Below are 23512 nucleotides of genomic sequence, written 5' to 3' on the forward strand. Positions count from 1 at the left end.
ACCGCACTCCTGCACCGTGCAAGGAACGCAAGCGCCGCGAGAGCCCTTCCACGCGACGGCGGCCGACCTCAGGCCGCCCGCGCAACCGGAGCGATCATCCCCTGCATGGGAGACGAGGGCTCCGCTGTGTACAGCTTGCGTGGCATGCGTCCGGCAAGAAAGGCCTCGCGGCCCGCCTGGACGCCCTTCTTCATCGCACTGGCCATCAGCACCGGATTGCGCGCATGCGAGATGGCGGAATTCATCAGCACCGCGTCACAGCCCAGCTCCATGGCGATCGCCGCGTCCGACGCCGTGCCCACGCCCGCATCGACCAGTACCGGAACCCGCGCATTATCGATGATCAGACGCAGGTTCCACGGATTGAGGATACCCATGCCCGAACCGATGATCGAGGCCAGAGGCATCACTGCGGCGCAGCCGATGTCCTCGAGCATGCGCGCCTGAATCGGGTCGTCCGAACAATACACCATGACGTCGAAGCCATCCCGAACCAGCTCCTTCGCCGCCTTCAGCGTCTCGGGCATGTTGGGGTAGAGGTTGGTCGGGTCACCGAGCACCTCGAGCTTCGCCAGGGCGTGGCCATCGAGCAGCTCGCGCGCCAGGCGCAGGGTGCGCACCGCATCGTCGGCCGTGTAGCAGCCGGCCGTATTGGGCAGATACGTGTAACGCGAAGGCGGCAGGTAGTCGAGCAGGCTCGGCTCGCCCACGCTCTGGCCGATGTTGGTGCGACGGATGGCGACCGTGACGATCTCCGCACCGCTCGCCTCGACGGCCAGGCGCGTCTCGTCAAAGTCCTTGTACTTGCCCGTGCCCACGAGCAGGCGCGAAGCATAGGTCTTGCCAGCGATGACCAAAGGGTCGTTCATGAGGGTCTCCCGGTGCAGTCGAAACTGCAGAAATTGCTGTCAGCCGCCGCCGACGGCAGCGATCACCTCGATGCGGTCGCCGTCGTGGAGCAGCACCTCGCCGTGTTCTGCCCGCGGCACGACCGTGCCATTGCGCTCGACGGCAACGCGCTTGCCGGCCAGGCCCATGCGCTCGAGCATGTCGCGAACGGTCAGGCGGTGGTTCAGGATCTCGGTCTTGCCGTTGAAGGTCACATTCATCATTTCAGTCACACCGTACGATAAAGATCGGCACCGCTCTTGACGAACTCGATCGACTTCACCTCCATGCCCTTCTTGAGCGCCTCGGCCTCGCCGATGCCCTGCTGTGCGGCGAAGTCGCGCACGTCCTGGGTGATCTTCATGCTGCAGAAGTGCGGCCCGCACATCGAGCAGAAGTGCGCCACCTTGGCCGAGTCCTTGGGCAGGGTCTCGTCGTGGAATTCCTTGGCCTTGTCCGGGTCGAGGCCGAGGTTGAACTGGTCTTCCCAGCGGAACTCGAAGCGCGCCTTGCTCAAGGCGTTGTCGCGGATCTGCGCGCCCGGGTGGCCCTTGGCCAGGTCGGCGGCGTGCGCGGCCAGCTTGTAGGTGATGATGCCTTCCTTGACGTCCTGCTTGTTGGGCAGGCCCAGGTGCTCCTTGGGCGTCACGTAGCACAGCATGGCGGTGCCGTACCAGCCGATGGTGGCCGCGCCGATGCCGCTGGTGATGTGGTCGTAGCCCGGGGCGATGTCGGTGGTGAGCGGGCCCAGGGTGTAGAAGGGCGCCTCCTTGCACCACTCGAGCTGCAGGTCCATGTTCTCCTTGATCAGGTGCAGCGGCACGTGGCCGGGGCCCTCGATCATGACCTGCACGTCGTGGCGCCAGGCGATGTCGGTGAGCTCGCCCAGGGTCTTGAGTTCGCCCAGCTGGGCCTCGTCGTTGGCGTCGTAGATCGAGCCCGGGCGCAGGCCGTCGCCCAGGCTGAAGGCCACGTCGTAGGCCTTCATGATCTCGCAGATGTCCTCGAAGTGCTCGTAGAGGAAGCTCTCCTTGTGATGCGCCAGGCACCACTTGGCCATGATCGAGCCGCCGCGCGACACGATGCCGGTCATGCGGTTGGCGGTGAGCGGCACGTAGCGCAAGAGCACGCCGGCGTGGATGGTGAAGTAGTCCACGCCCTGCTCGGCCTGCTCGATCAGGGTGTCGCGGAAGATCTCCCAGGTCAGCTCCTCGGCCTTGCCATTGACCTTCTCCAGCGCCTGGTAGATCGGCACGGTGCCGATCGGCACGGGCGAGTTGCGGATGATCCACTCGCGCGTCTCGTGGATGTTCTTGCCGGTGGAGAGATCCATCACCGTGTCGCCGCCCCAGCGGATCGACCAGGTCATCTTGTCGACTTCCTCGGCGATCGACGAGGTGACCGCCGAGTTGCCGATGTTGGCGTTGATCTTGGTGAGGAAGTTGCGGCCGATGATCATCGGCTCGCTCTCGGGGTGGTTGATGTTGTTGGGGATGATGGCGCGCCCGCGCGCCACTTCGTCGCGCACGAACTCGGGGGTGATCACCGGCGGCAGGCTGGCGCCGAAGTTCTGGCCCGGGTGCTGGCGCAGCATCATGTCGGCCATCTTCTGGCCTTTGGGGCCGGTGGCGCGCAGCGAGGCGATGTACTGCTCGCGGTTCAGGTTCTCGCGGATGGCGATGTATTCCATCTCGGGGGTGATGATGCCGCGCCGGGCGTAATGCATCTGGGTGACATTGGCACCCGGCTTGGCGCGGCGCGGGGCGCGGTGCAGGCCGGGAAAGCGCAGCTCGTCGAGCGCCGTGTCGGCGGCGCGGGCGCGGCCGTACTCGGAGGACAGGCCGGGCAGCACTTCGGTGTCGCCGCGCGCCTCGATCCACGGCTGGCGCAGCGCGGGCAGGCCGGAGCGGATGTCGATCTTGGCGGCCGGGTCGGTGTAGGGGCCCGAACAGTCATAGACGAAGATCGGCGGGTTGGGTTCGGCGCCGAAGGAGGCCGGGGTGTCGCTCTGGGTGATCTCGCGCATCGGCACGCGGATGTCCGGGCGCGAACCCTCGACGTAGATCTTGCGCGAGTTGGGCAGCGGGGCGATCGCGGCCGCATCCACATGGGCCGTGGCGGCGATGAATTTCTCGGTGGCGTTCATGGGTTCTCCGTGGAGCGGTGGTCAGGCGGACAGCAGGCGCGTCAGGAACACGATCGCGAGCATGTAGAGGGCGATGAACAGGGTCTCGCTCGACAGCAGCACGATCGGCTTCCAGCCCAGGGCGGCGAGCTTCTCGAACGAGGTCTTGACGCCAAGCGCCGCGATCGAGATCACCAGGCACCAACGCGAAACGTCAGAACTCACTGCGACCACTTCGGCAGGGATCCAGCCGAAGCTGTTGATCACGACCAGGGCAGCGAACGCAACCAGGAAGAAAGGCAACAAGGGGGCTCTCTTCGCGCCGCCACCCGCAGTCCGGGCAGACTCGGCCCGAAAGCTCAGCGCCAGCACCATCACCACGGGCACCAGCATGGCCACGCGGAACATCTTCGCCAGTGTCGCCGCATCGCCGACCGCGGGCGAAATCATGAAGGCGGCACCGACGACCTGCGCCACGTCGTGGATTGAGCCACCCAGGAACATGCCGGCCTCGCCCACCGACAATCCGCCCGCCGAAACCACAAGTGGATAGAGGATCATGGCCGCGGTCGAGAAGGTGGCGACGCCGATCGCCGTAAGCAGGGTGTAGTGCTCGTTCTCCTTGGTCTGCGGCAGCGTGGCCGAGATCGCCATCGCGGCCGAGATGCCGCAGATGCCGGTAGCGCCGCCCGAGATCAAGCCAAGCATCGACGGCAGGCCGAGCACGCGAGCCATGAACATGCCGAAGCCGATGGTGAGCACCGTCGCGCCGGCCAACGCACCGACACCGGCCAAACCGAGATCGGACACATCGCTGATGGCAATGCGTGCGCCGAGCAGGGCAACACCGAGGCGGACAAGCTTCTTGGCCGAGAACTCGATACCCGGAATGCACTTGTCGTTATCGGAGAGGAAGTGGAAGGCGATGCCGATGAGCAACGCATAGAGGAATTTCGGGCCGCCATAGTGCTCGGACACGAAGGCTGCGGTGATCGCGATCACGCCGCACAGCATGAATCCGGGCAGCAGCCGGCGAAGTTCGGTAAACATCGGCACTGAGAGGGGCTTGGTCTGAGCGTTCATGAGCAGGCGATCCGTGTCGCGAGGAAGCCGTCGGGGCCGGGTAAACGCTGCCGCAGCGCGCATGGGCGGCGCTGCGGCAGCAGGCGGAGGAAGCTGCCGTCGCTCAGACGTAGTCCTTGTACTTGTCGAGGAATCGCACCGGCTTGGAGAGCGCGTCACGACGGAACGGGTCGCCCAGCTCGCGCGTGCACATGATCTCGATGATCGTCGTCTTGCCATGGTTCATCTGCAGGTCGATCGCCTTCTTCAGCGCCGGCCCCACGTCCTCCAGACGATCGACCGTGATGCCCTCGGCACCCATCGCACGCGCGATCTCGGCAAAGCTCTGGTTGTCCAGCTCGCCAGCGACGAAGCGGCGGTTGTAGAAGTCCACCTGGTTCTTCTTCTCCGCGCCCCACTGACGGTTGTGGAACACCACCGCGGTCACCGGAATGTTGTGGCGCACGCAGGTCATCGTCTCCATCAGGCTCATGCCCCAGGCACCGTCACCCGCGTACGACACCGCCGGACGGTGCGGCGCGGCCACCTTGGCGCCGATGATGGTCGGGAAGGCGTAGCCGCAGTTGCCAAAGCTCATCGCCGCGAAGAAGCTGCGCGGCTTCTCGAAGCGCAGGTAGCTGTTGGCCACCGAGTTGATGTTGCCGATGTCGGTCGACACCATCACGTCCTCGGGCATCGCCTTCTCGAGCTCGCGCAGCACCTGGCGCGGGTGCAGGTACTCGCCGCCCGAGAACGGCTTCTCCTTGGCGTTCTCTTCGATCATGTCCAGGCTGAACGGGTCGCGCTCGTGCGTCCATTCGTCGAGCTCCTTCTCCCACGCGGCCTTCTCGGCAGCGATCTTCGCCGCGCGCTCGCCCTTGGTGGCGTCGCAGTCGAGCGCACGATTCGCGAGCCGCGCCGTCAGTGCCACCGCCGCCGCCTTGGCATCACCGCAGATGCCCACCGAGATCTTCTTCACCAGCCCGAGCATCTTGTTGTCCGCGTCGATCTGGATGATCTTCGCGTTCTTGGGCCAGTAGTCCATGCCGTGCTGCGGCAGCGTACCGAACGGGCCCAGGCGCGAACCCAGCGCCACCACCACGTCGGCCTGGCTGATCAGCTTCATCGCCGCCTTCGAGCCCTGGTAGCCCAGCGGGCCGCACCACAGCGGGTGGCTCGCCGGGAACGAGTCGTTGTGCAGGTAGCTGTTGACCACCGGCGCGCCCAGGCGCTCGGCCAGCGCCTTGCACTCCTCGATCGCGTCGGCCATCACCACGCCGCCGCCCGAGATGATCACCGGGAACTTGGCCTTGGCCAGCAGCTCGGCCGCTTCATTGAGGCTTTGCTCGCCGCCCGCGCCACGGTCCAGCCGCGCCGGCTTGGGGATCTCGCAGGTGATCTCGCCGTAGAAGTAGTCGCGCGGAATGTTCAGCTGCGTCGGGCCCATCTCGCTCATCGCCCGGTCGAAGCAGCGACCGGTGTATTCGGCCATGCGCGCCGGGTGGGTGACGTGGCCCTGGTACTTGGTGAACTCCTGGAACATCGGCAGCTGCTTGCACTCCTGGAAGCCGCCCAGCCCCATCGTCATCGTGCCCGTCTCGGGGGTGATGATCACCACCGGGCTGTGCGCCCAGTAGGCCGCGCCGATCGCGGTCACGCAGTTGCTGATGCCCGGGCCGTTCTGGCCGATCACCACGCCGTGGCGGCCCGACACCCGCGAGTAGCCGTCGGCCATGTGGCCCGCGCCCTGCTCGTGCACCACCGGGATCAGCCGGATGCCGGCCGGCGCGAAAATGTCCATCGCGTCCATGAAGGCCGAGCCCATGATGCCGAACATGTCGGTGACGCCGTTGGCCACCAGGGTTTCGACGAAGGCTTCGGAGGGGGTCATCTTGGTCGGGCCGCTGGCCACGCTGCGGCCGTCGGGGGTGGGCTGGCTCATGCTGTCTCCTGGGAGTTAGTTGAACGAAATCGGTACCAAACATTCCGATATCCGAGATACGTGAACGCACTCTAGGTCCAACACCCCAAAAGGTCAACATCAAATTCCAAAAAACGGTACGACTTGAATATTTTTTTGAAACATGACTAATATGCCGCACCGGAACGAATCGTGTATCCGGCGCCACGGAAGCAAGGCCTGCTCCGTGCATGAAGAGACCGAGGAGACAGCAGTGACGGAAACAGTCCTGACCCAGCCCGACCACATGGTGTCGGTGCGCGAAGTGTTCGGAATCGACACCGACCTGAAGGTGCCGGCGTTCGCCGAACGCGACGACCATGTGCCCGACGTCGACACCGCCTATCGCTTCAACCCCGACGTCACGCTGGCAATCCTCGCCGGCTTCAGCCGCAACCGCCGGGTGATGGTGCAGGGCCTGCACGGCACCGGCAAATCCACCCATATCGAACAGGTGGCGGCGCGCCTGAACTGGCCTTGCGTACGGGTGAATCTGGACGGCCACATCAGCCGCCTCGACCTCGTCGGCAAGGACGCCATCGTCGTGCGCGATGGCCTGCAAGTAACCGAGTTCCAGGAAGGCATCGTCCCCTGGGCGCTGCAGCGCCCGGTCGCGCTGATCTTCGACGAGTACGACGCCGGCCGCCCCGACGTGATGTTCGTGATCCAGCGCATTCTCGAGCGCGACGGCAAGTTCACCCTGCTCGACCAGAACCGCGTGATCCACCCCCACCCCTGGTTCCGCCTGTTCGCCACATCGAACACCGTTGGCCTGGGCAACCTGTCGGGCCTGTACCACGGCACCCAGGTGCTGAACCATGCCCAGATGGACCGCTGGAACATCGTCGCCACGCTCAACTACCTGCCGCGCGAGGAAGAGGTCGCGATCGTGCTCGCGCGCGTGCCGGGCAAGAACTACGACAAGGGCCGCCAGCTGATCGCCTCGATGGTCGCGGTGGCCGAGCTCACCCGCAAGGGCTTCGCCGCCGGTGACCTCTCGACCCTGATGTCGCCGCGCACCGTCATCACCTGGGCCGAGAACTGCGAGATCTTCCGCAATCCGGCGCTCGCCTTCCGCCTGTCCTTCCTCAACAAATGCGATGAGGTCGAGCGCCCGATCGTCGCCGAGTACTACCAGCGCTGCTTCGGCGAGGAGCTGGACGAATCCTGGATGCGTACGTCGGAAGCGCAATGATGGCGACGGCGCAGCAGAACGCGAAGCGGCAGCAGAAGGTCGAGGAGCTGTGCGCCGCCACCCTGCGCGCCCTCACTGGTGACGCCGCGCTGCACTACCGCGGCCGGCGCCTGCACCGCGGATCGCGGCCGCTGCCGATGCATGCGCCGCACCTGCGCATCGACCCCGACCACGACGACTTCGCCGACTGTCGCGCCGCCGCCGACGGCATGGCGCTGCGCCTGCTGCATTCGGACGCCCAACTGCACCGCAGCCTGTGCCCCGCCGACCCGATCGAGCGCCTGCTGTTCGAACTGCTCGAGCAACTGCGCGTGGAAACCCTCGCCCCGGCCGACATGCCGGGCATGGCCACCAACCTGCACCACCGCTTCGAGAACTGGTCGCGCGCCTTCTACCGCTCCGGCCTCACCGAGGGACGGCTCGGCATCCTGCTGTACACCGTGGCGCAGATCTGCTGGTCGCGGCTCACCACGAAGCCGGTGCTGGAGGAAACCGAGGACTACATCGAGAGCACCCGCTTCTCGCTCGTCTCCCAGCTCGGCAGCGCGCTCGCCGGCATCCGCCGCAATCGCCACGACCAACGCCGCTTCGCCCCCCATGCGCTCGAGATCGCGCGCATCGTGGCCGAGACGATCCATGCCGAGACCGCCGCCTCGGCGGGCGACGAGGAGGCCGAGGCGAAGGACGAAGAGATCCGGCGCGGCTTCGTCCTGCTGCTCGACTTCGACCGCGACGAAGGCGACGACGACGGCATCGCCGCGGCCCTCACCGGTCACAGCAAGGCCTTCGAGGACGCAGAACAGGCCTACCGCGTATTCACCACCCGCTACGATACCGAGGTGCAGGCCGGGACGCTCGTGCGCAAGGCCCTGCTGCGCGAGTACCGCGAGCGCCTGGACAAACGCATCGCCGCCCAGGGCATCAACCTGCCGCGACTGGCGCGCCTGTTCGCCGCCATCCTCGCCGAGCCGCAGCGCGACGGCTGGTTGTTCGGTGAGGAAGAAGGCCATATCGACGGCCGCCGCCTGAGCCAGCTCGTGAGCTCACCGACCGAGCGCCGCCTGTTCCGCCAGGAGCAGTACAAGCCGGCGGCCGACTGCGTGGTGAGTTTCCTGCTCGATTGCTCGGGCTCGATGAAGGCGCACATCGAGCCGGTCGCGATGATGGTCGACATCATGATCCGCGCGCTCGAGATGGTGGGCGTACGCACCGAACTGCTCGGCTTCACCACCGGGGCCTGGAACGGCGGCCGCGCCCACCGCGAATGGCTCGCCCGCGGCCGCCCGCTCCGCCCGGGACGCCTGAACGAGGTCTGCCACATGGTGTTCAAGGACGCCGATCGCAGCTGGCGGCGGGCGCGCACCGACATCGCCGCGCTGTTCAAGGCCGACCTGTTCCGCGAAGGCATCGACGGCGAGGCGGTGGACTGGGCGTGCAACCGCATGCTGGCGCGCGGCGAGGCAAGGCGCATCCTGGTCGTGATCTCCGACGGCAGCCCCGCAGACGGCGCAACCGGACTGGCAAACGACCCTTTCTACCTCGACAACCACCTCAAGGACGTGGTCGCGCGCCGCGAGCAGCAGGGCGCAGTGGAGATCCTCGGCCTCGGCGTCGGCCTCGACCTCAGCCCCTTCTACCGCCGTTGTCTGGCCACCGACATGAGCAAGGCGCTCGACAACGAGTTGTTCTTTGACATTGTCCAACTCATCAGCGGCCGCCATCGGCGCTGACGGTTCGCCACGGCGCAAGGACATCAACCACTTACGATCGGAGCATTCGACATGGCCAAGACACGAATGGTCACGCAGTTCGGTCTGGGGACCTCTATCCGCAGTCAGGACTACACACAGGCCGCGGCACGCGCGATCCGCGACGCGCTATGGCACAACTCGCTCAACGTGGCGACCGCGTTCGATTTCCCGCGCGAGGCGATGCTGATCGACGTCGAGATCGGCGTACAGAAACCCGAGGCGGTCGACAGCACCGCCTTGCTCGACATCTTCCCCTACGGCCAACCCACTATCCGCGTCGTACGCGGCGGCCTCGACGTCTGCAAGCCGGACGGCAGCGATCCTACCGTGATCGCCAACGCCGCCATCGTGGTGTCCTTCGACATGGAGCGCAATCATGACTGAGAAACGCATCATCCTCGAAATGGGGACCGGCAACGACCTGTACGGCGGCGACTACACCAAGGCCGCCTGCCGTGCAGTGCAGGACGCCCTGCACCATTCATCCATCGTGCTGTTCAAGTCGCTCGGCTACGACCACCGCGACATGCGCGTGCAGGTGACGATCGGCGTGCAGCAGCCCGACAAGGTCGATGCCGCAGTGGTCGCCGCCACGCTGCCACGCGGGCGCGCCGAGGTGAAGGTGGTGTTCGGCGGACTGGACGTCCACGACCCGGTGCAGGAGACCACGCATGTGATCGCCACCGCAGCCGTCGCCGCGCTGCTGCCGATCGGGCCGGGTGCCTGGCGCCTGAGCGCGCCTGCGCAGGCCTGAACGCCGCCGTCCGGCTTCAGGCACCCGCGCGCATCGGCACGCCGGCCGCCGTCCGACCGCAGTTGCCCGCTGGCTGACGTGAGCGTACTACCGGAGCCTCGGCCGCTGCGAGCAGGGCCCGGTCCGCTTCGTCGAGATGGAGACCCCGGGCTTCGAGCTGGCCGAGCGTGTCGTCGAGCTCCCAGGGCGCGGCGAGCAGGCGCTTGCGGCCATTGCGGAACTGCACATGGAGCCAGTAGGCATCCGTTTCCGGCGAATGCCGCAGGTAGAGACGCGCGACCTCTTCCGGCGAGGACAGCGCCGTCTCCAGCGCGCCCTCTTTCTTGGTACGTCCCCTGAAATAGGAGATCGCCAGAAAGGCGGCCAGGGCCACGAAACCGGTCAGCAACTCGAGCATGGATGACTCCCCCCAATGGACGACATGCAAGGAGAGCCCGCAGCCGAACGGCTCGGGATGGTCTCCCTGATCAAGATCATGTGTGGGGAGAATAAAACGAATGGAGTTCTGAGGCACCCCTATCTATAAAACCAATTGCTATAAGCAACCTGACCGCCTTCCACACGCCGCAGGATGACGAACCGGTCGCCGACCGCGCAAGCAGTCGGCGACCGGCCATGTGCGCCTGACGAAGCCTGGGACCCGCTCAACCAGGCTGCGGGATCAGGCCGAGCGACAGCCAGGGCACGAAGGCGATGATGAGCCAGGAGATGGTGAGGCCCATCATGTACATCAGCGCGAAGCGCACGAGCTTCGAATACGGGATACCCGTGACGCCGCTGGCCACGAAGAGGTTGAGGCCGAAAGGCGGCGTGATGAACCCGATCGCGGCACCTACCAGAAAGATCACCGAGAAATGCACCGGATCAACGCCCGCCGCGATCGCGATCGGCGCAAGGATGGGGGCGAAGATCACCGTCACAGGCAGGCTCTCGAGAATCGTACCGGCGGCAAGCACGATACCCATGCACACCAGCAGCACGACTACGTCACCACTTCCGAACCAGGCGATGAAGGACTGCACCGTCTCGGCGGCGCCGAGCAGGGCGAAGACCTGCTGCATCACGATGGAAATGGCAATCATCGGCGCCAGCATGCCGGTAAGCTGGCCGGAGCGCAGCAGGATGTCGGGCAAGGCCCGCCACCTGATTTCGCGGGTGACGATCAGGCCGGCGATCAGGCAGAAGCCCACGGTAATCGCCGCCGCCTCGGTGGGCGAGAAGATGCCCGAGTAGATCCCGAAAATGACGATGAAGATGGCGAAGAACCCCAGATAGGCACTGCCCGCCGAGCGCACTACGCGCCCCACATCGAGCGGCGAGATGGAGCCCCAGCCATGCTTTCGGCACATCCACCAGCACACCGCCTGCATCGCGATCACCATCAGCATGCCCGGCAGGATGCCGGCAACGAACAGATCGGAGATCGACAGGTTCATCAGGAAGCCATACACGATGAAGATGATCGACGGTGGAATGATGATCCCGACCGTGCCACCGGCCGCGGCCGTGGCAGCGGCGAAGCGGCTGTCGTAGCCATCCTTCACCAGCAGCGGCTGCATGATGCCGCCGATGGTCGCGGTGGTCGCCGAGTTGGAACCCGAGATGGCCGCGAACAGCCCGCAGGAGCCGATCGTGGCCAGGCCGAGGCCGCCGCGCATCCAGCTCAGGCAGGCGTGGGCGAACTCGGCCAGGCGCTTGGCAATGCCCGCCGCGGCGATGAGGTCACCGGTGAGAATGAATAAGGGCAGCGAAAGCAGCCCGAAGAAGTTCAGCCCCTCGAATAGCGTCACACCGATGTTGGCAAGCGTGAAGTCGATGACCAGCGACGCGCCGGTGACCCACATGCCGATGACGAGGAAGATGGGCACGCCGAGCAGGAACAGCACGACGACGCCCAGTGAAACCAGAGTGATGAGAGTCGAATTGTCCATGATGCCTCCTCAGTCTCCACCAATTGCCTGGATGTCGACCAGGAAGGGTTCGCGGCGGCGGTAACGGCCAATGTCTTCGACCAGGTTCTGCAGGGCGCGGAACATCAGCAGGCACCAGCCGACCGGGGTGGCCAGGTAGAACCACCACTGCATGACGTTGTCGGTGCCTTGCACGATGGCGAAGTTGTCATAGGCGAGTTGCGTCTGCTCGATGGTGAACCAGGCCACCATGGTGCCGAAGCCGACCCACAGGATTGCGTCAAGCCACATGCAGGCGAACTGGGCTCCGTAGGGCATGCGCAGGCGGAGGTCGTTGAACACCAGATGAGTGCGCTTGCGTACGTTGTAGGCGCAGCCAATCCAAGTTACCCACAGGAACAGGTAAATCGGAATGGAGGAACTCCAGGGGACCTGAGTACTGAAAACATAGCGCTCGAACACCGCGTAAACGATGATCAGGGCCATGCTGGAATAGGCGATCAGGATCAGGGTGCGTTCGGCGTTGCGGTCTAGCCACCGAACGAGTGCCAGAAGATAGGCCATTGGGGGAACTCCGAAATGAGGGAGGCGCCCTGCGCTGACCAGGCTGACGAGCCGGCGCAAGGCGTGCGGCAGGTCGGGGCTACCAACCAGCCATCAAGCGGACTGCCACCAGCGTTGCGGTTTCACGTCAGCCACAGGGGTATCTTTCGGGATTTCGCGCGCAACCATGAAGATCTCCTTGTAAACATCGTGCCCCCCGGACATCTTGTTGAGGCGCTCCCGCCACTCTGCCCAGGGCTCGGGTCGGTACTCGGGCGAGCACATCTTCTCGGCCTTGAGAATCTCGGCATCGGAGAGCGTGGCCACGCGCACGCCGTTCTTTGCGAAAACGGTATCCGGCCCCGGGTCTACGACCGCACCGACCACTTCAACGAGCGCACGCTCCTGCTCACGCTGGGTATATTGCTGTGCGTCGTAGGCCACCTCCATCACGATGTCCTGGATGGCAGGGGGCAGCTTCTCAAAGGTCGCGTTGTTCATCGCGGTGTGCTCAGTACCGCAGAAGAACTTCAGGTCCACCGCCTGCGCGAGCACAGGCGCCATGTTGGCGTAGGCCGCCGCCCCCATCCAGGTCTCGGCGCCGTCGATGAGGCCCTGCTTTAGGCCGTCGAGCGTCTCTTCCCAGGCGATCGGCACCGGGTTCAGATTCATGAGCTGCATGGCGATGCGGCCGAGCTGGGTGCCGGTAACGCGGTTCTTGGTGCCAGCCAGTTCCTCGATGGTGGTCACTGTCGGGCGGTTGGCGAACTTCTTGCCGAGCATCAGGCCACGCAGTTCGCAGTGGGTGTACAGGAACTGGATGTTGTGGCGCTTGCGCATCGGCTCACGGAAGAGCTTTTCGCTCTTCGGGTGATAGAAGAAGTAGTGCTGGGCTGCGCGCGAGGGGAACATGTAGGCAAAGTCGAGCACGTTGTAGTACGGCGCCGAGCCAGCCGAGTTCTGGGTACTGGCCGAGAAGATGTCGACGATGCCCTGCTGGGCCTTCTTCACGCAGTCGAGCTGGTTGCAGATCTGGTTGCTGCCGATGAACTCGATCTTCAGCGCGCCGTTGGTGCGTCTCTCCAACTCCTGGGCAAACCACAGCTGACCCGACTCCTGGATCTTCAGGTTGCTTTCGTTGAAGCCTGATGCACCGAACTTCAGCGTCATCAGCGGCGTCGAGGCATTGCGCGCGTCGGCGGTCTGCGAGGCAGCGCGGGCGAGCCCCTCGAAGGTCAGCGGGCCGACCATGCCTGCGGCCGCAAGTGCGGTGGAGGTCAGCCCGTAGCGGCCGGCAATGCGCAGAAAGCCGCGACGATCCAGCGTGGTCTCTTTGCTCATGGTGTGTCTCCTCTTTGATGGGTGGGCTCGACGGCCCTGTGTGGAATCGCTTCTGCGTTGAGTGGACGCCGTCGCCGCGTCAGATGCGGTCGGCGAGCATCATGTCGGCGGCCTTCTCTCCGATCATGATGACAGGGGCATTGGTATTACCCGAGACGAGCTCGGGCATGATCGAGGCATCTGCCACACGTAGGCCGACCAAGCCACGCACCCTGAGTCGAGCGTCCACGACCGCATCCTCGTCCGAGCCCATTTTGCAGGTGCCGGCCGGGTGGTAGATCGACTGGCTGTAGCGGCGAGCGGCGTCGAGCAACTCGGCGTCGCTCTGGTACTTCGCGCCCGGCACGAACTCGGAGATGATGTGCGGCTTGAGCGCGGGCGCCTCGGCGATGCGGCGTGCGACCTTGACGCCACCGATCACCACCGCATGGTCGCGCTCGTCACCCAGGTAGTTGGCATGGATCGCGGGATAGGCGAGCGGGTCGGCCGAACGGATCTCGATACGGCCACGACTCCACGGCCGCAGCTGACACACCGAGGACGTGAAGGCCGAGAAGGGATGTGCGCCCTCCCCCGGCTTGTCGGCAGACAACGGCTGCATGTGGAACTGGATGTCGGGGCGCTCGACCTCGGGCGAGGAGCGCGTGAAGATGGCCACCTGACTGGCCGCCAGGGTCAGTGGTCCGGTACGCGAGAACATGTATTGCAGTCCGATCCAGAGCTTATGGATCGGACTGTTCACCTCGTCGTTCAGCGTACGCTCGCGGGTCTTGAAGACCAGCCTCACCTGCAGGTGGTCCTGCAGGTTGCGGCCGACGCCAGGCAGGGCGTGGAGCACCTGCACCCCCGCTCGCCGCAGAACCTCGACCGGACCAACGCCCGAATTCTGCAGGATCTGGGGCGAGCCGATGGCGCCCGCGGCCAGCACGATCTCGCAGCGCGCCCGGGCGATGCAGCGTTCTCCGCCCTGAAGATACTCCACGCCGACCGCGCGCTTGCCCTCGAAGAGGATGCGCAAGATCTGGGCGTGAGTCTCGACGCGCAGATTGGAGCGCCCCATGGCGGGCCGCAGGAAGCCCTTCGCGGTACTCCAGCGGAAACCCTTGTGCGCGGTCTGCTGAAAGTAGCCTACGCCTTCCTGACTCGCGCCGTTGTAGTCGTCGTTATAGGGAATGCCGATCTCCTGCGCAGCCTTGATGAAGTGGTCGGCGATCGGCCTGCGCAGGCGCAGATCCGAGACTTTCAGCGGTCCGCCCACGCCGTGATACTCGCTCGCGCCACGCTCCTGGTCTTCGGACCTCTTGAAGTACGGAAGCACCTCGTCGAAGCTCCAGCCCTCGTTGCCCAGCGCTGCCCAGCGGTCATAGTCCTCCCGCTGACCGCGTACGTAGAGCAGGCCGTTGAGCGAGCTCGAACCGCCCAGCACCTTGCCACGCGGCCACTGGATCTCGCGGCCGGCAACCTTCTCGTCAGGCTCGGTCCGGTAGCACCAATCCAGCTTCGGATTGTGCAGAGTCTTGAAGTAGCCAACCGGGATGTGGATCCAGGGGTTGCTATCGCGGCCGCCAGCCTCAAGCAAGAGCACCTGGTTACGCTCGTCGGCGCTCAGGCGATTGGCCAGCACGCAACCGGCCGAGCCTGCCCCGACGACGATGTAATCAGCTTCAATGGACATCTAGAAGGTCTCCTGACTGCACCGTTAGGAATACGATGCTGATGTTCTGAGTAACGCCTCACGCCTTGTTTATGAAACGCAGCGTTTCAATAAAGTGCATACGCACTATTAATGAGGCCATACGCAAAACAAACACAAATCGAGCATTCCGATCCGAACTGAAACGCAACGGCGCAAAAGTGAACCAAAAAGGCGTCAAGAAACGCGTTACGGACCTCGGAGACCCTTCGACGTAGCTTGTGCACATCGACGCTATTGGCGAGATGAAAGTGACTGGCGCGCGGAAGCAACGCCTTTCCTTAGACGCGTGTCCGAAGGCCAAGAGCACCTCACGACAGCTTGCCGGGACCTTCTCGCTTCCGAGGCCTCCATCCAAGTCCTGTCTCGTTGTACCGCAGGCAAGCCTTAATGAAACACAGCGTTTCAAAAGATCGATACATTTCGTACCATTGCATCAAGAGTCACAGAGAAACAGAAGCCCGACACGGATGACGGAAGTGACACACGAATCAGGACACATGGGCAGAGGGCCCCACGCACCGAAAGCGGACGACGCGGTAGTCGTGCATGACGAAGGCAGCGAAGACGTTCGCCGCCTTCGTCCGCTCACTGTCCTCGAACACCTCACGGAATCTACCCAGCCGCTCACGCTGGCTCAGCTCGCAAGTCTCATGAGTGTGCCCAAGAGCACCCTCATGAGACTGCTTCGCGCAATGGAAGACCAAGGCTACGTGCTTCATCTACCCGCGGAGCGAGGCTTTGTCGCCGGAACGCGCGCCACTACGCTGGCGCTGCGCACGCTTCGCGGCTCGAACATGCGTCGAGAGTGCCGCGCCGTACTTCGCGCGCTCGTCGACAAGCTTGGGGAGTCCTGTAACCTCACTGTTCCTGATGCAGGCCGAGTGCTCTACGTCGAGCGCGTTGAGACCACCGAGCCGCTACGCATGCACTTGCAGCCGGGCACCTTCGTGCCGATGCACTGCACCGCAAGTGGCAAGCTCTTCCTTTCATCCATGTCCCTGCTCGAACGTCGCCGCCTGCTTGCCAACCTCACCCTGACACGCCACTCCCCCCGCACTCTGGTGGATATGGAAGCGCTCGAGGTGGAACTCGCGCGCAATGCCAAACTCGGCCTCGGAATTGACAATGAAGAGTTCGTCCGCGGCATGATCGCCGTCGCAGTCCCGGTGCTTGGCGAGGGCAGCAAGGCGGTGGCGGCGATTGCCTGCCACGCGCCGACTGCGCGCGTCTCGCTCGACGACCTGATGGCCAAGGTGCCAAGCATGCGCATTGCAGCGGACGCGATGCGAACCATCCTCTTCCCAACGCCGAGCGCGTGAAGCTACAACGCAGATTAAGAGCAGCTGGCCGAGCACGAGGCCCCAGAAACCGGGCAGCATGCCAAAAATCGAGCATGCTCCGGCATCTGACTAGCCAGGTGCTCACATATTCCGCAGTCACGAAAAGCAGAGTGCATGCAGCTTGCGGCCTGATCGGTGCCGCAGAAACAGCTAACGATACAGCGTATTGAAGACCAGTCCGGAGCCGATCAGGATCAGCACCCCGAACGCGATGCGGCGCATCGTGACTTGAGCGAAGGGCGGCGGATAGCGCCGTCCTGCGATCGTCGCCAGCGCTACCAGCGGAACGGTGAAGCCGATCAACGCCCACACCGCCGGCGTAAACGTTCCCTGCGTACCGGCGAATATGGTCCGCGTGCCGGCGGTGAAGGCGAAGGTCAGCAGCAGCATGTTGCGCACGGTCGCCAGATCGAAAGGCTGGCGGTAGAAGTGAAAGATCACGGGGGGACCGGCCATGCCGAACAGGCCGCCGAAAAGACCGGAGAAGAAGCCGCTGACGAAGAAGCTCAGGTTGGAGGATCGTTTGACGAGCGACGCCGGGCGCAGCATGAATACGACACCGCTGTAGATGATGGTGAGCCCAAGCAGGAGTTGCAGCAGGTTGGCCGCGGTGGCGCTCAAGTACTCGAGCAGCAGGACACCCGCCAGGGTCGACGGCAGCACGCCGACCAGCACGTAGCGTGCCGCCGGCCAGTCGATGTGGTGCAGCTTGCCGGGCAGCGCCACCGCACTGTTCATCAGCGTGACCAGGCTGATGATGGCGGCCACCAGCGAGATCGGCGCCAGGCCAAAGCCGCTGCTGACACCGATGACGATCATGCCCAGGCCGAAGCCGGTCACGGTCTGGAAGTAGGTCCCGACGGCGATCACCGCCAGCAGGACCACCGCAGTCTCGATGCTCATCGGACTCTCCTCATGGATTCATGATCGTCCTCACCTTGAGACGTCGTCACGCTCCCTGAGCTGCGTACCAGCACATGCACAGGCAGGATCGTGCGCCGACTCATGTTCAGACCTTGAATTGACCGAGCAAGGCATCCTGGTCATGCACCCGCGCGGCCATGACCTTGCAGTGGTCGAGCTGCCGCTCGGCCACCTCGGTCACTTCGCGTCCGATGTCGCGGATCACGCCGGTGTTGCGGTCGATCTCGGACGCGCTCGCGCTCTGCTGCTGAGCAAGTTCGGCAATGCGCAGGTTCATCGTGCTGATGAGGGTGATTGCCTCGCGCACACGGGCAAGGATGCCATTTGCAGTCTCGGCCTCGACGGCAGTCCGCGCGGCAGTTTCGCTGCTCTGGAGCATACGGCTTTCGGCTTGCTGGACGCCGGTGCGCAGCTCCTCGATGATGCCGCGGATATCACGCGTCGACTCCTGCGTGAGGGCTGCGAGGTTACGGACCTCATCGGCGACGACGGCGAAGCCACGGCCGGCCTCACCCGCCCGCGCCGCCTCGATCGCCGCATTGAGGGCGAGCAGATTGGTCTGGTCGGCAATACCGGTGATCTTGGCGAGGATCGATTCGACGCTCTGGCTCAAGCGCACCAGCGCGTTGACAGAGTGGCTGGTGGCATCCATTTCCTCGGCGAGCTGGCGGATGGCCGCAGTCGAGCTGGATACCACGCGCACGCCTTCCCCGGTCTCGTCATGGGCAGCGACCGCGGCCTGCGCAGCCTCGTGAGCGTGGACGGCGACGTTCTGCGCCGCAGCGCTCATCTCGTGCATTGCACCGACCAGCCGCTCGAGCTCTTCCATCTGCCGGCGCAGGCGCTCGGCGGCATGACCGGCCTCGCCCGATGTCCTGGCGCTCGCCTCACCAAGCTGGTGGGCGCTGTCCTTGACGTTGCGGATCAGGGCCTGCAGGTGGGCGACGAAACCATTGAACGCGCGCGAGACGTGCGCAATCTCGTCCCGTCCCTTCTCGCCGAGACGACGCGTCAGGTCTCCCTCTCCTCGGTTGACCTCGTCCAGCGCGTGGCGCAGACGCGCGAGCGGATCGAGCAGCCGGCCCATCAGCACGGCGAGCACGAGCAGGCTCACCAGCACACCTGCTAGGGTGCCGGCAACCGCACGCTGGCTCAGTGCGTCGGCCTCGGCCATCAGCACGGCCTCGTCGAGTACGATGCCGACGTACCAATCCATGCCGGTCAGTCCCGCAAGCGGCGTAAACGAGACCAGCAGGCGTCGGCCGCCAGCCTGTGTCTCCGTGAGCCCCTTGTCGAGCGGAGGCTGTGCGCCATCGAAGAGTTCGCCATAGGGCTTGCCGTTGAGTGCCGCATCGGGGTGGGAGATGATGCGGCCGGTACGCGTCATCAGGAAAGCGTGACCGGCGCCGTTGAAGTCGAGGGTGTTGATCGCCTCGGCGATCGTCTGCAGGCTCAGGTCGCCACCGAAGGCTCCCATGAAACGGCCGCGGTCACTGAGTCGTGCCACCGCCGAGATCAGGATCTCGCCGCTTGCCGCGTCCGCATAGGGTTCGGTGAGCACGGCGCGTTCGGCGCGCTCGGCCAGCGCGTACCATGGCCGCTTGCGCGCGTCCCAGCCGGGCGGGTCCCAGCTCGGCGTATTGGTGATGCGGGCACCATCGCTGTCGAGCCCGCCGAAGACCAACAGGAACTGCTCGCGCAGTAGCGGCCGGTCGAACACACGCTGAATGTGGATGGCACTGAAGTCGGCATCGATGCTCTGCGCCGCCATGTCGATGAGCTGGAGCTTGGCGTTGAGCCAATGTTCGATCTGGCGTGCAAGGCCTGCGCCGGCCTCGCCGATGCTGGCCTCGGCCTGTGCACGCAGGCTGGCACGCACCTGTGCGACCTGCACGAACGACAGCATGCTCAGGGTGACGAACAGCACGAGCGCGCTGGCGATACCCACCTTGTACGATACCTTCATCGCGTTTCCTCCCTGCCCTCAGCCGGACGCGTCCGCCACTGTACTCAGCGCGCCGCCCTGGCTGCGGCATCCTGTGCCTGGACGACGGTCACCGCGATGACGTGGAACACGTCCTCGGCGCTGCAACCGCGTGACAGATCGTTGGCCGGCTTGGCCAGGCCCTGCAGCAACGGCCCGATGGCGACCGCGCCGCCGACGCGCTCGGCAAGCTTGTAGCCGATGTTGCCGGCCTCGAGATTGGGGAAGATCAGTACGTTGGCCCGCCCCTTCACCTGCGACTGGGGGAGCTTTCGATTCGCAATCTCGGCGACGATGGCGGCATCGAGCTGGACGTCGCCATCTATCGCCAGTCCAGGGCGCAGCGCCTTGACGCGCTCGGAAGCGGCAACGACCTTGTCCACCGCTGCATGCTTGGCGCTACCGCTCGTGGAGAAGGACAACATCGCCACGCGCGGTTCCTCTCCGAGCAGGCTGCGGGCACTGTCGGACGCGGCCATTGCGATCTCGGCCAGCGCCTCGGCGTCCGGATCGACCACCAGGCCGCAATCCGAAAAGATGAGCCCTCCCTTCAGACTGTGGAAGGGCTCGCACATCATCATCAGGAAGAAGCTCGACACAAGCTTGAACGCCGGGTCGGTACCGATCACCTGGATCGCGGTCCGCACCACGTCGGCGGTGGTGTGCACCGCGCCGGCCACCGAGCCGTCGGCATCGCCCATGCGCACCATGAGGTTGGCGAACACGAGCGGCTTGCGCACCTCCTCCGCAGCTGCCGCGCGCGTCATGCCCTTCTTCTCGCGCAGCCGGAACAGCTCCTCGGCATAGCCCTCGGCGAGAGGCGAATCGGCCGGGTCGATCAGGGTCATGCCGCTGAGGTCGATGGCCTCGTTCTCCGCCAACTGGGTAATGCGGGCACGATCGCCGACCAGCAGGATGCGCGCAGTACCTTCGCGTGTCGCGCGCAGCCCGGCCTGCAGCACGCGTGGGTCGTCGCCTTCGCACAGCGCGATGCGCCCCGGATTGGCACGGGCGCGATCGATGATGCGATTGATAGCCTTCATGATTCTGGGTCCTCTGCATCCCGCCCTGCACACGCTCGAGCGGGAAAAGATGCCGGCCGCCAGGGCACGGGGCCCTGGCGCCGGCCAAGCTCAATCCCAGGGGGAGGGAGGAGTGGATTGAGCGGAGGAACCCGCCACGCCCGAGCTGGGCGCGGCGGGGGTTCGGAACCCCGGAGCGCTCAGACGTAGTCCTTGTACTTGTCGAGGAATCGCACCGGCTTGGAGAGCGCGTCACGGCGGAACGGGTCGCCCAGCTCGCGCGTGCACATGATCTCGATGATCGTCGTCTTGCCGTGGTTCATCTGCAGGTCGATCGCCTTCTTCAGCGCCGGCCCCACGTCCTCCAGACGATCGACCGTGATGCCCTCGGCACCCATCGCGCGCGCGATCTCGGCAAAGCTCTGGTTGTCCAGCTCGCCAGCGACGAAGCGGCGGTTGTAGAAGTCCACCTGGTTCTTCTTCTCCGCACCCCACTGACGGTTGTGGAACACCACCGCGGTCACCGGAATGTTGTGGCGCACGCAGGTCATCGTCTCCATCAGGCTCATGCCCCAGGCACCGTCACCCGCGTACGACACCGCCGGACGGTGCGGCGCGGCCACCTTGGCACCGATGATGGTCGGGAAGGCGTAGCCGCAGTTGCCGAAGCTCATCGCCGCGAAGAAGCTGCGCGGCTTCTCGAAGCGCAGGTAGCTGTTGGCCACCGAGTTGATGTTGCCGATGTCGGTCGACACCATCACGTCCTCGGGCATCGCCTTCTCGAGCTCGCGCAGCACCTGGCGCGGGTGCAGGTACTCGCCGCCCGAGAACGGCTTCTCCTTGGCGTTCTCTTCGATCATGTCCAGGCTGAACGGGTCGCGCTCGTGCGTCCATTCGTCGAGCTCCTTCTCCCACGCGGCCTTCTCGGCAGCGATCTTCGCCGCGCGCTCGCCCTTGGTGGCGTCGCAGTCGAGCGCACGATTCGCGAGCCGCGCCGTCAGTGCCACCGCCGCCGCCTTGGCATCACCGCAGATGCCCACCGAGATCTTCTTCACCAGCCCGAGCATCTTGTTGTCCGCGTCGATCTGGATGATCTTCGCGTTCTTGGGCCAGTAGTCCATGCCGTGCTGCGGCAGCGTACCGAACGGGCCCAGGCGCGAACCCAGCGCCACCACCACGTCGGCCTGGCTGATCAGCTTCATCGCCGCCTTCGAGCCCTGGTAGCCCAGCGGGCCGCACCACAGCGGGTGGCTCGCCGGGAACGAGTCGTTGTGCAGGTAGCTGTTGACCACCGGCGCGCCCAGGCGCTCGGCCAGCGCCTTGCACTCCTCGATCGCGTCGGCCATCACCACGCCGCCGCCCGAGATGATCACCGGGAACTTGGCCTTGGCCAGCAGCTCGGCCGCTTCATTGAGGCTTTGCTCGCCGCCCGCGCCACGGTCCAGCCGCGCCGGCTTGGGGATCTCGCAGGTGATCTCGCCGTAGAAGTAGTCGCGCGGAATGTTCAGCTGCGTCGGGCCCATCTCGCTCATCGCCCGGTCGAAGCAGCGACCGGTGTATTCGGCCATGCGCGCCGGGTGGGTGACGTGGCCCTGGTACTTGGTGAACTCCTGGAACATCGGCAGCTGCTTGCACTCCTGGAAGCCGCCCAGCCCCATCGTCATCGTGCCCGTCTCGGGGGTGATGATCACCACCGGGCTGTGCGCCCAGTAGGCCGCGCCGATCGCGGTCACGCAGTTGCTGATGCCCGGGCCGTTCTGGCCGATCACCACGCCGTGGCGGCCCGACACCCGCGAGTAGCCGTCGGCCATGTGGCCCGCGCCCTGCTCGTGCACCACCGGGATCAGCCGGATGCCGGCCGGCGCGAAAATGTCCATCGCGTCCATGAAGGCCGAGCCCATGATGCCGAACATGTCGGTGACGCCGTTGGCCACCAGGGTTTCGACGAAGGCTTCGGAGGGGGTCATCTTGGTCGGGCCGCTGGCCACGCTGCGGCCGTCGGGGGTGGGCTGGCTCATGCTGTCTCCTGGGAGTTAGTTGAACGAAATCGGTACCAAACATTCCGATATCCGAGATACGTGAACGCACTCTAGGTCCAACACCCCAAAAGGTCAACATCAAATTCCAAAAAACGGTACGATACGTTCACTTTTCAGGAATATTTCGGAGAGGACACCATGACTGAGCTCCGTTCGAACCGCGCCGAGATCGCCAAGATCGATGGCGATACCCCCACCATGCGTTTGCTGGCGCTGCTCGAGGTCATTGCGGCCAAGGACCAGCTCGTGACGCTGCAGGGGCTCGTCGAGGAAACCGGCCTGCCCAAGCCGACCCTGCACCGCATGCTCCAGCAACTGGAGGCGGCAGGCATGCTCCAGCGCGACAGCGATGGGCGGCAGTACGGCACCGGCGCGCGCCTGCGCCGCCTCGCCGAGAACCTCCTCCTCAATGACACGATCCATGGGGCGCGCCACGCCGTGCTGCGGCAGCTCGTGGAAGAAGTGGGCGAAAGCTGCAACATCACCGCGTTGTCGGGAAGCGAGGTCTTGTATCTGGACCGCGTCGAGACAGCCGCCCCACTGCGCTTCTATCTGCATCCGGGCTCGCGGGTTCCGGCGCACTGCTCCGCAAGCGGCAAGCTGTTCCTGGCACAGATGACACCCGCCCAACGCCGCCGACTGCTCGCCAACGCGCCGCTGATGCAATACACGACGCGTACGCTCACCAACCTGAACGCCCTTGAAGCCGAAATCGAGCAGGTGCGCGAGCTTGGCTATGCCTTCGACAACGAGGAGTTTCTGCCCGGCCTGTTCTGCATTGCCGTCCTTGTGCCCGCGCCCGAGGGGCGTTCGAACATGGGCATCGCCATGCAGGCCCCGATCATGCGGATGACCGAACGCAACGCTCTCGACTCCTTACCGGCGTTGCGCCGCGCGGCCTCGGCACTGGCGGCAATCGAAGCCGACAGCGCCGGTAGCTCGCAGGCCGAGTGCGCCTGAGTCAGAACCAGCACGTGG

General features: G+C 65.1%; 20 protein-coding genes and 1 pseudogene. 7 read left to right on the forward strand and 14 right to left on the reverse strand.

The genetic code is table 11. From position 1 onward, the window contains the following. Nucleotides 1–68: 68 nt before the first annotated feature. The 5 genes from LQF09_RS16645 to xsc (LQF09_RS16665) form a co-directional block, all read right to left on the reverse strand. The gene (locus LQF09_RS16645; protein ID WP_270068502.1) at nucleotides 69–869 is read right to left on the reverse strand and encodes a thiazole synthase; all 801 of its coding nucleotides are present in this window, start codon (nucleotides 867–869) and stop codon (nucleotides 69–71) included. Between the two features lie 39 nt (nucleotides 870–908). Continuing rightward, a complete protein-coding gene (gene thiS / locus LQF09_RS16650; protein ID WP_002925855.1) occupies nucleotides 909–1112 on the reverse strand; it encodes a sulfur carrier protein ThiS in 204 nt (67 codons plus the stop codon). A gap of 5 nt (nucleotides 1113–1117) precedes the next feature. Beyond that, nucleotides 1118–3034: a phosphomethylpyrimidine synthase ThiC gene (gene thiC, locus LQF09_RS16655; protein ID WP_270068503.1), complete on the reverse strand. Its 1917-nt coding sequence runs from the start codon at nucleotides 3032–3034 to the stop codon at nucleotides 1118–1120. A 21-nt stretch (nucleotides 3035–3055) separates the two neighbouring features. Continuing rightward, a complete protein-coding gene (locus tag LQF09_RS16660) occupies nucleotides 3056–4096 on the reverse strand; it encodes a YeiH family protein (protein ID WP_002925853.1) in 1041 nt (346 codons plus the stop codon). Between the two features lie 103 nt (nucleotides 4097–4199). Further along, nucleotides 4200–6017 (reverse strand): sulfoacetaldehyde acetyltransferase, encoded by a 1818-nt coding sequence (gene xsc, locus LQF09_RS16665; RefSeq protein ID WP_002925815.1) that lies wholly within the window; start codon nucleotides 6015–6017, stop codon nucleotides 4200–4202. Nucleotides 6018–6249: 232 nt separating this feature from the next. Here xsc (LQF09_RS16665) and LQF09_RS16670 point away from each other — a divergent pair, with 232 nt between their 5' ends. From LQF09_RS16670 to LQF09_RS16685, 4 genes are read left to right on the forward strand one after another with little or no spacing between them, the layout of a single operon-like run. Then, on the forward strand, nucleotides 6250–7230 hold the full coding sequence (locus LQF09_RS16670; protein WP_270068504.1) for an AAA family ATPase: 981 nt from the start codon (nucleotides 6250–6252) through the stop codon (nucleotides 7228–7230). Then, nucleotides 7227–8960 (forward strand): cobaltochelatase CobT-related protein, encoded by a 1734-nt coding sequence (locus LQF09_RS16675; protein ID WP_270068505.1) that lies wholly within the window; start codon nucleotides 7227–7229, stop codon nucleotides 8958–8960. Before LQF09_RS16670 ends, LQF09_RS16675 begins: the two co-directional genes overlap by 4 nt. A gap of 51 nt (nucleotides 8961–9011) precedes the next feature. Continuing rightward, a complete protein-coding gene (locus tag LQF09_RS16680) occupies nucleotides 9012–9365 on the forward strand; it encodes a Lin0512 family protein (RefSeq protein ID WP_002925848.1) in 354 nt (117 codons plus the stop codon). Beyond that, entirely contained in the window at nucleotides 9358–9735 is a 378-nt protein-coding gene (locus LQF09_RS16685; RefSeq protein ID WP_270068506.1) for a Lin0512 family protein, read from the forward strand. The genes LQF09_RS16680 and LQF09_RS16685 overlap by 8 nt, the downstream gene beginning before the upstream one ends. A gap of 16 nt (nucleotides 9736–9751) precedes the next feature. Here LQF09_RS16685 and LQF09_RS16690 read toward each other — a convergent pair whose 3' ends face one another. The 5 genes from LQF09_RS16690 to LQF09_RS16710 all read right to left on the reverse strand — a co-directional run bounded on the left by LQF09_RS16690 (nucleotide 9752) and on the right by LQF09_RS16710 (nucleotide 15204). Further along, nucleotides 9752–10132 carry a hypothetical protein gene (locus tag LQF09_RS16690; RefSeq protein WP_002925846.1) on the reverse strand — a complete coding sequence of 127 codons (381 nt, stop codon included), beginning with the start codon at nucleotides 10130–10132 and terminating at the stop codon, nucleotides 9752–9754. A 247-nt stretch (nucleotides 10133–10379) separates the two neighbouring features. Beyond that, nucleotides 10380–11666 carry a TRAP transporter large permease gene (locus LQF09_RS16695; protein WP_002925845.1) on the reverse strand — a complete coding sequence of 429 codons (1287 nt, stop codon included), beginning with the start codon at nucleotides 11664–11666 and terminating at the stop codon, nucleotides 10380–10382. Between the two features lie 9 nt (nucleotides 11667–11675). Continuing rightward, entirely contained in the window at nucleotides 11676–12209 is a 534-nt protein-coding gene (locus LQF09_RS16700; protein ID WP_002925844.1) for a TRAP transporter small permease, read from the reverse strand. Nucleotides 12210–12302: 93 nt separating this feature from the next. Then, on the reverse strand, nucleotides 12303–13529 hold the full coding sequence (locus LQF09_RS16705; RefSeq protein WP_270068507.1) for a TRAP transporter substrate-binding protein: 1227 nt from the start codon (nucleotides 13527–13529) through the stop codon (nucleotides 12303–12305). Nucleotides 13530–13608: 79 nt separating this feature from the next. Then, entirely contained in the window at nucleotides 13609–15204 is a 1596-nt protein-coding gene (locus LQF09_RS16710; protein WP_270068508.1) for a GMC family oxidoreductase, read from the reverse strand. Between the two features lie 518 nt (nucleotides 15205–15722). Between LQF09_RS16710 and LQF09_RS19695 the strand changes: the two are divergent. Both LQF09_RS19695 and LQF09_RS16715 read left to right on the forward strand, forming a co-directional pair. After that, a pseudogene (locus LQF09_RS19695) lies at nucleotides 15723–15878 on the forward strand (hypothetical protein); the annotation flags it as partial. A gap of 21 nt (nucleotides 15879–15899) precedes the next feature. Continuing rightward, complete coding sequence (locus LQF09_RS16715; RefSeq protein ID WP_232431655.1) at nucleotides 15900–16544, forward strand: IclR family transcriptional regulator; 645 nt, start codon at nucleotides 15900–15902, stop codon at nucleotides 16542–16544. A 171-nt stretch (nucleotides 16545–16715) separates the two neighbouring features. On the opposite strand, the gene LQF09_RS16720 is transcribed toward LQF09_RS16715, so the two are convergent. From LQF09_RS16720 to xsc (LQF09_RS16735), 4 genes are all read right to left on the reverse strand, one after another. Then, on the reverse strand, nucleotides 16716–17468 hold the full coding sequence (locus LQF09_RS16720; RefSeq protein WP_270068509.1) for a sulfite exporter TauE/SafE family protein: 753 nt from the start codon (nucleotides 17466–17468) through the stop codon (nucleotides 16716–16718). Between the two features lie 106 nt (nucleotides 17469–17574). Beyond that, on the reverse strand, nucleotides 17575–19455 hold the full coding sequence (locus LQF09_RS16725; RefSeq protein WP_270068510.1) for a methyl-accepting chemotaxis protein: 1881 nt from the start codon (nucleotides 19453–19455) through the stop codon (nucleotides 17575–17577). A gap of 44 nt (nucleotides 19456–19499) precedes the next feature. Next, on the reverse strand, nucleotides 19500–20516 hold the full coding sequence (gene pta / locus LQF09_RS16730) for a phosphate acetyltransferase (protein WP_002925818.1): 1017 nt from the start codon (nucleotides 20514–20516) through the stop codon (nucleotides 19500–19502). Between the two features lie 179 nt (nucleotides 20517–20695). Beyond that, nucleotides 20696–22513: a sulfoacetaldehyde acetyltransferase gene (gene xsc, locus LQF09_RS16735; RefSeq protein ID WP_002925815.1), complete on the reverse strand. Its 1818-nt coding sequence runs from the start codon at nucleotides 22511–22513 to the stop codon at nucleotides 20696–20698. A gap of 159 nt (nucleotides 22514–22672) precedes the next feature. Here xsc (LQF09_RS16735) and LQF09_RS16740 point away from each other — a divergent pair, with 159 nt between their 5' ends. After that, nucleotides 22673–23494, forward strand: a complete 822-nt coding sequence (locus LQF09_RS16740) for an IclR family transcriptional regulator (RefSeq protein WP_002925813.1) — start codon at nucleotides 22673–22675, stop codon at nucleotides 23492–23494. The last annotated feature ends 18 nt before the right edge of the window (nucleotides 23495–23512 follow it).

This window comes from Thauera sp. WB-2 (assembly GCF_027594845.1).
GTDB lineage: Bacteria > Pseudomonadota > Gammaproteobacteria > Burkholderiales > Rhodocyclaceae > Thauera > Thauera mechernichensis.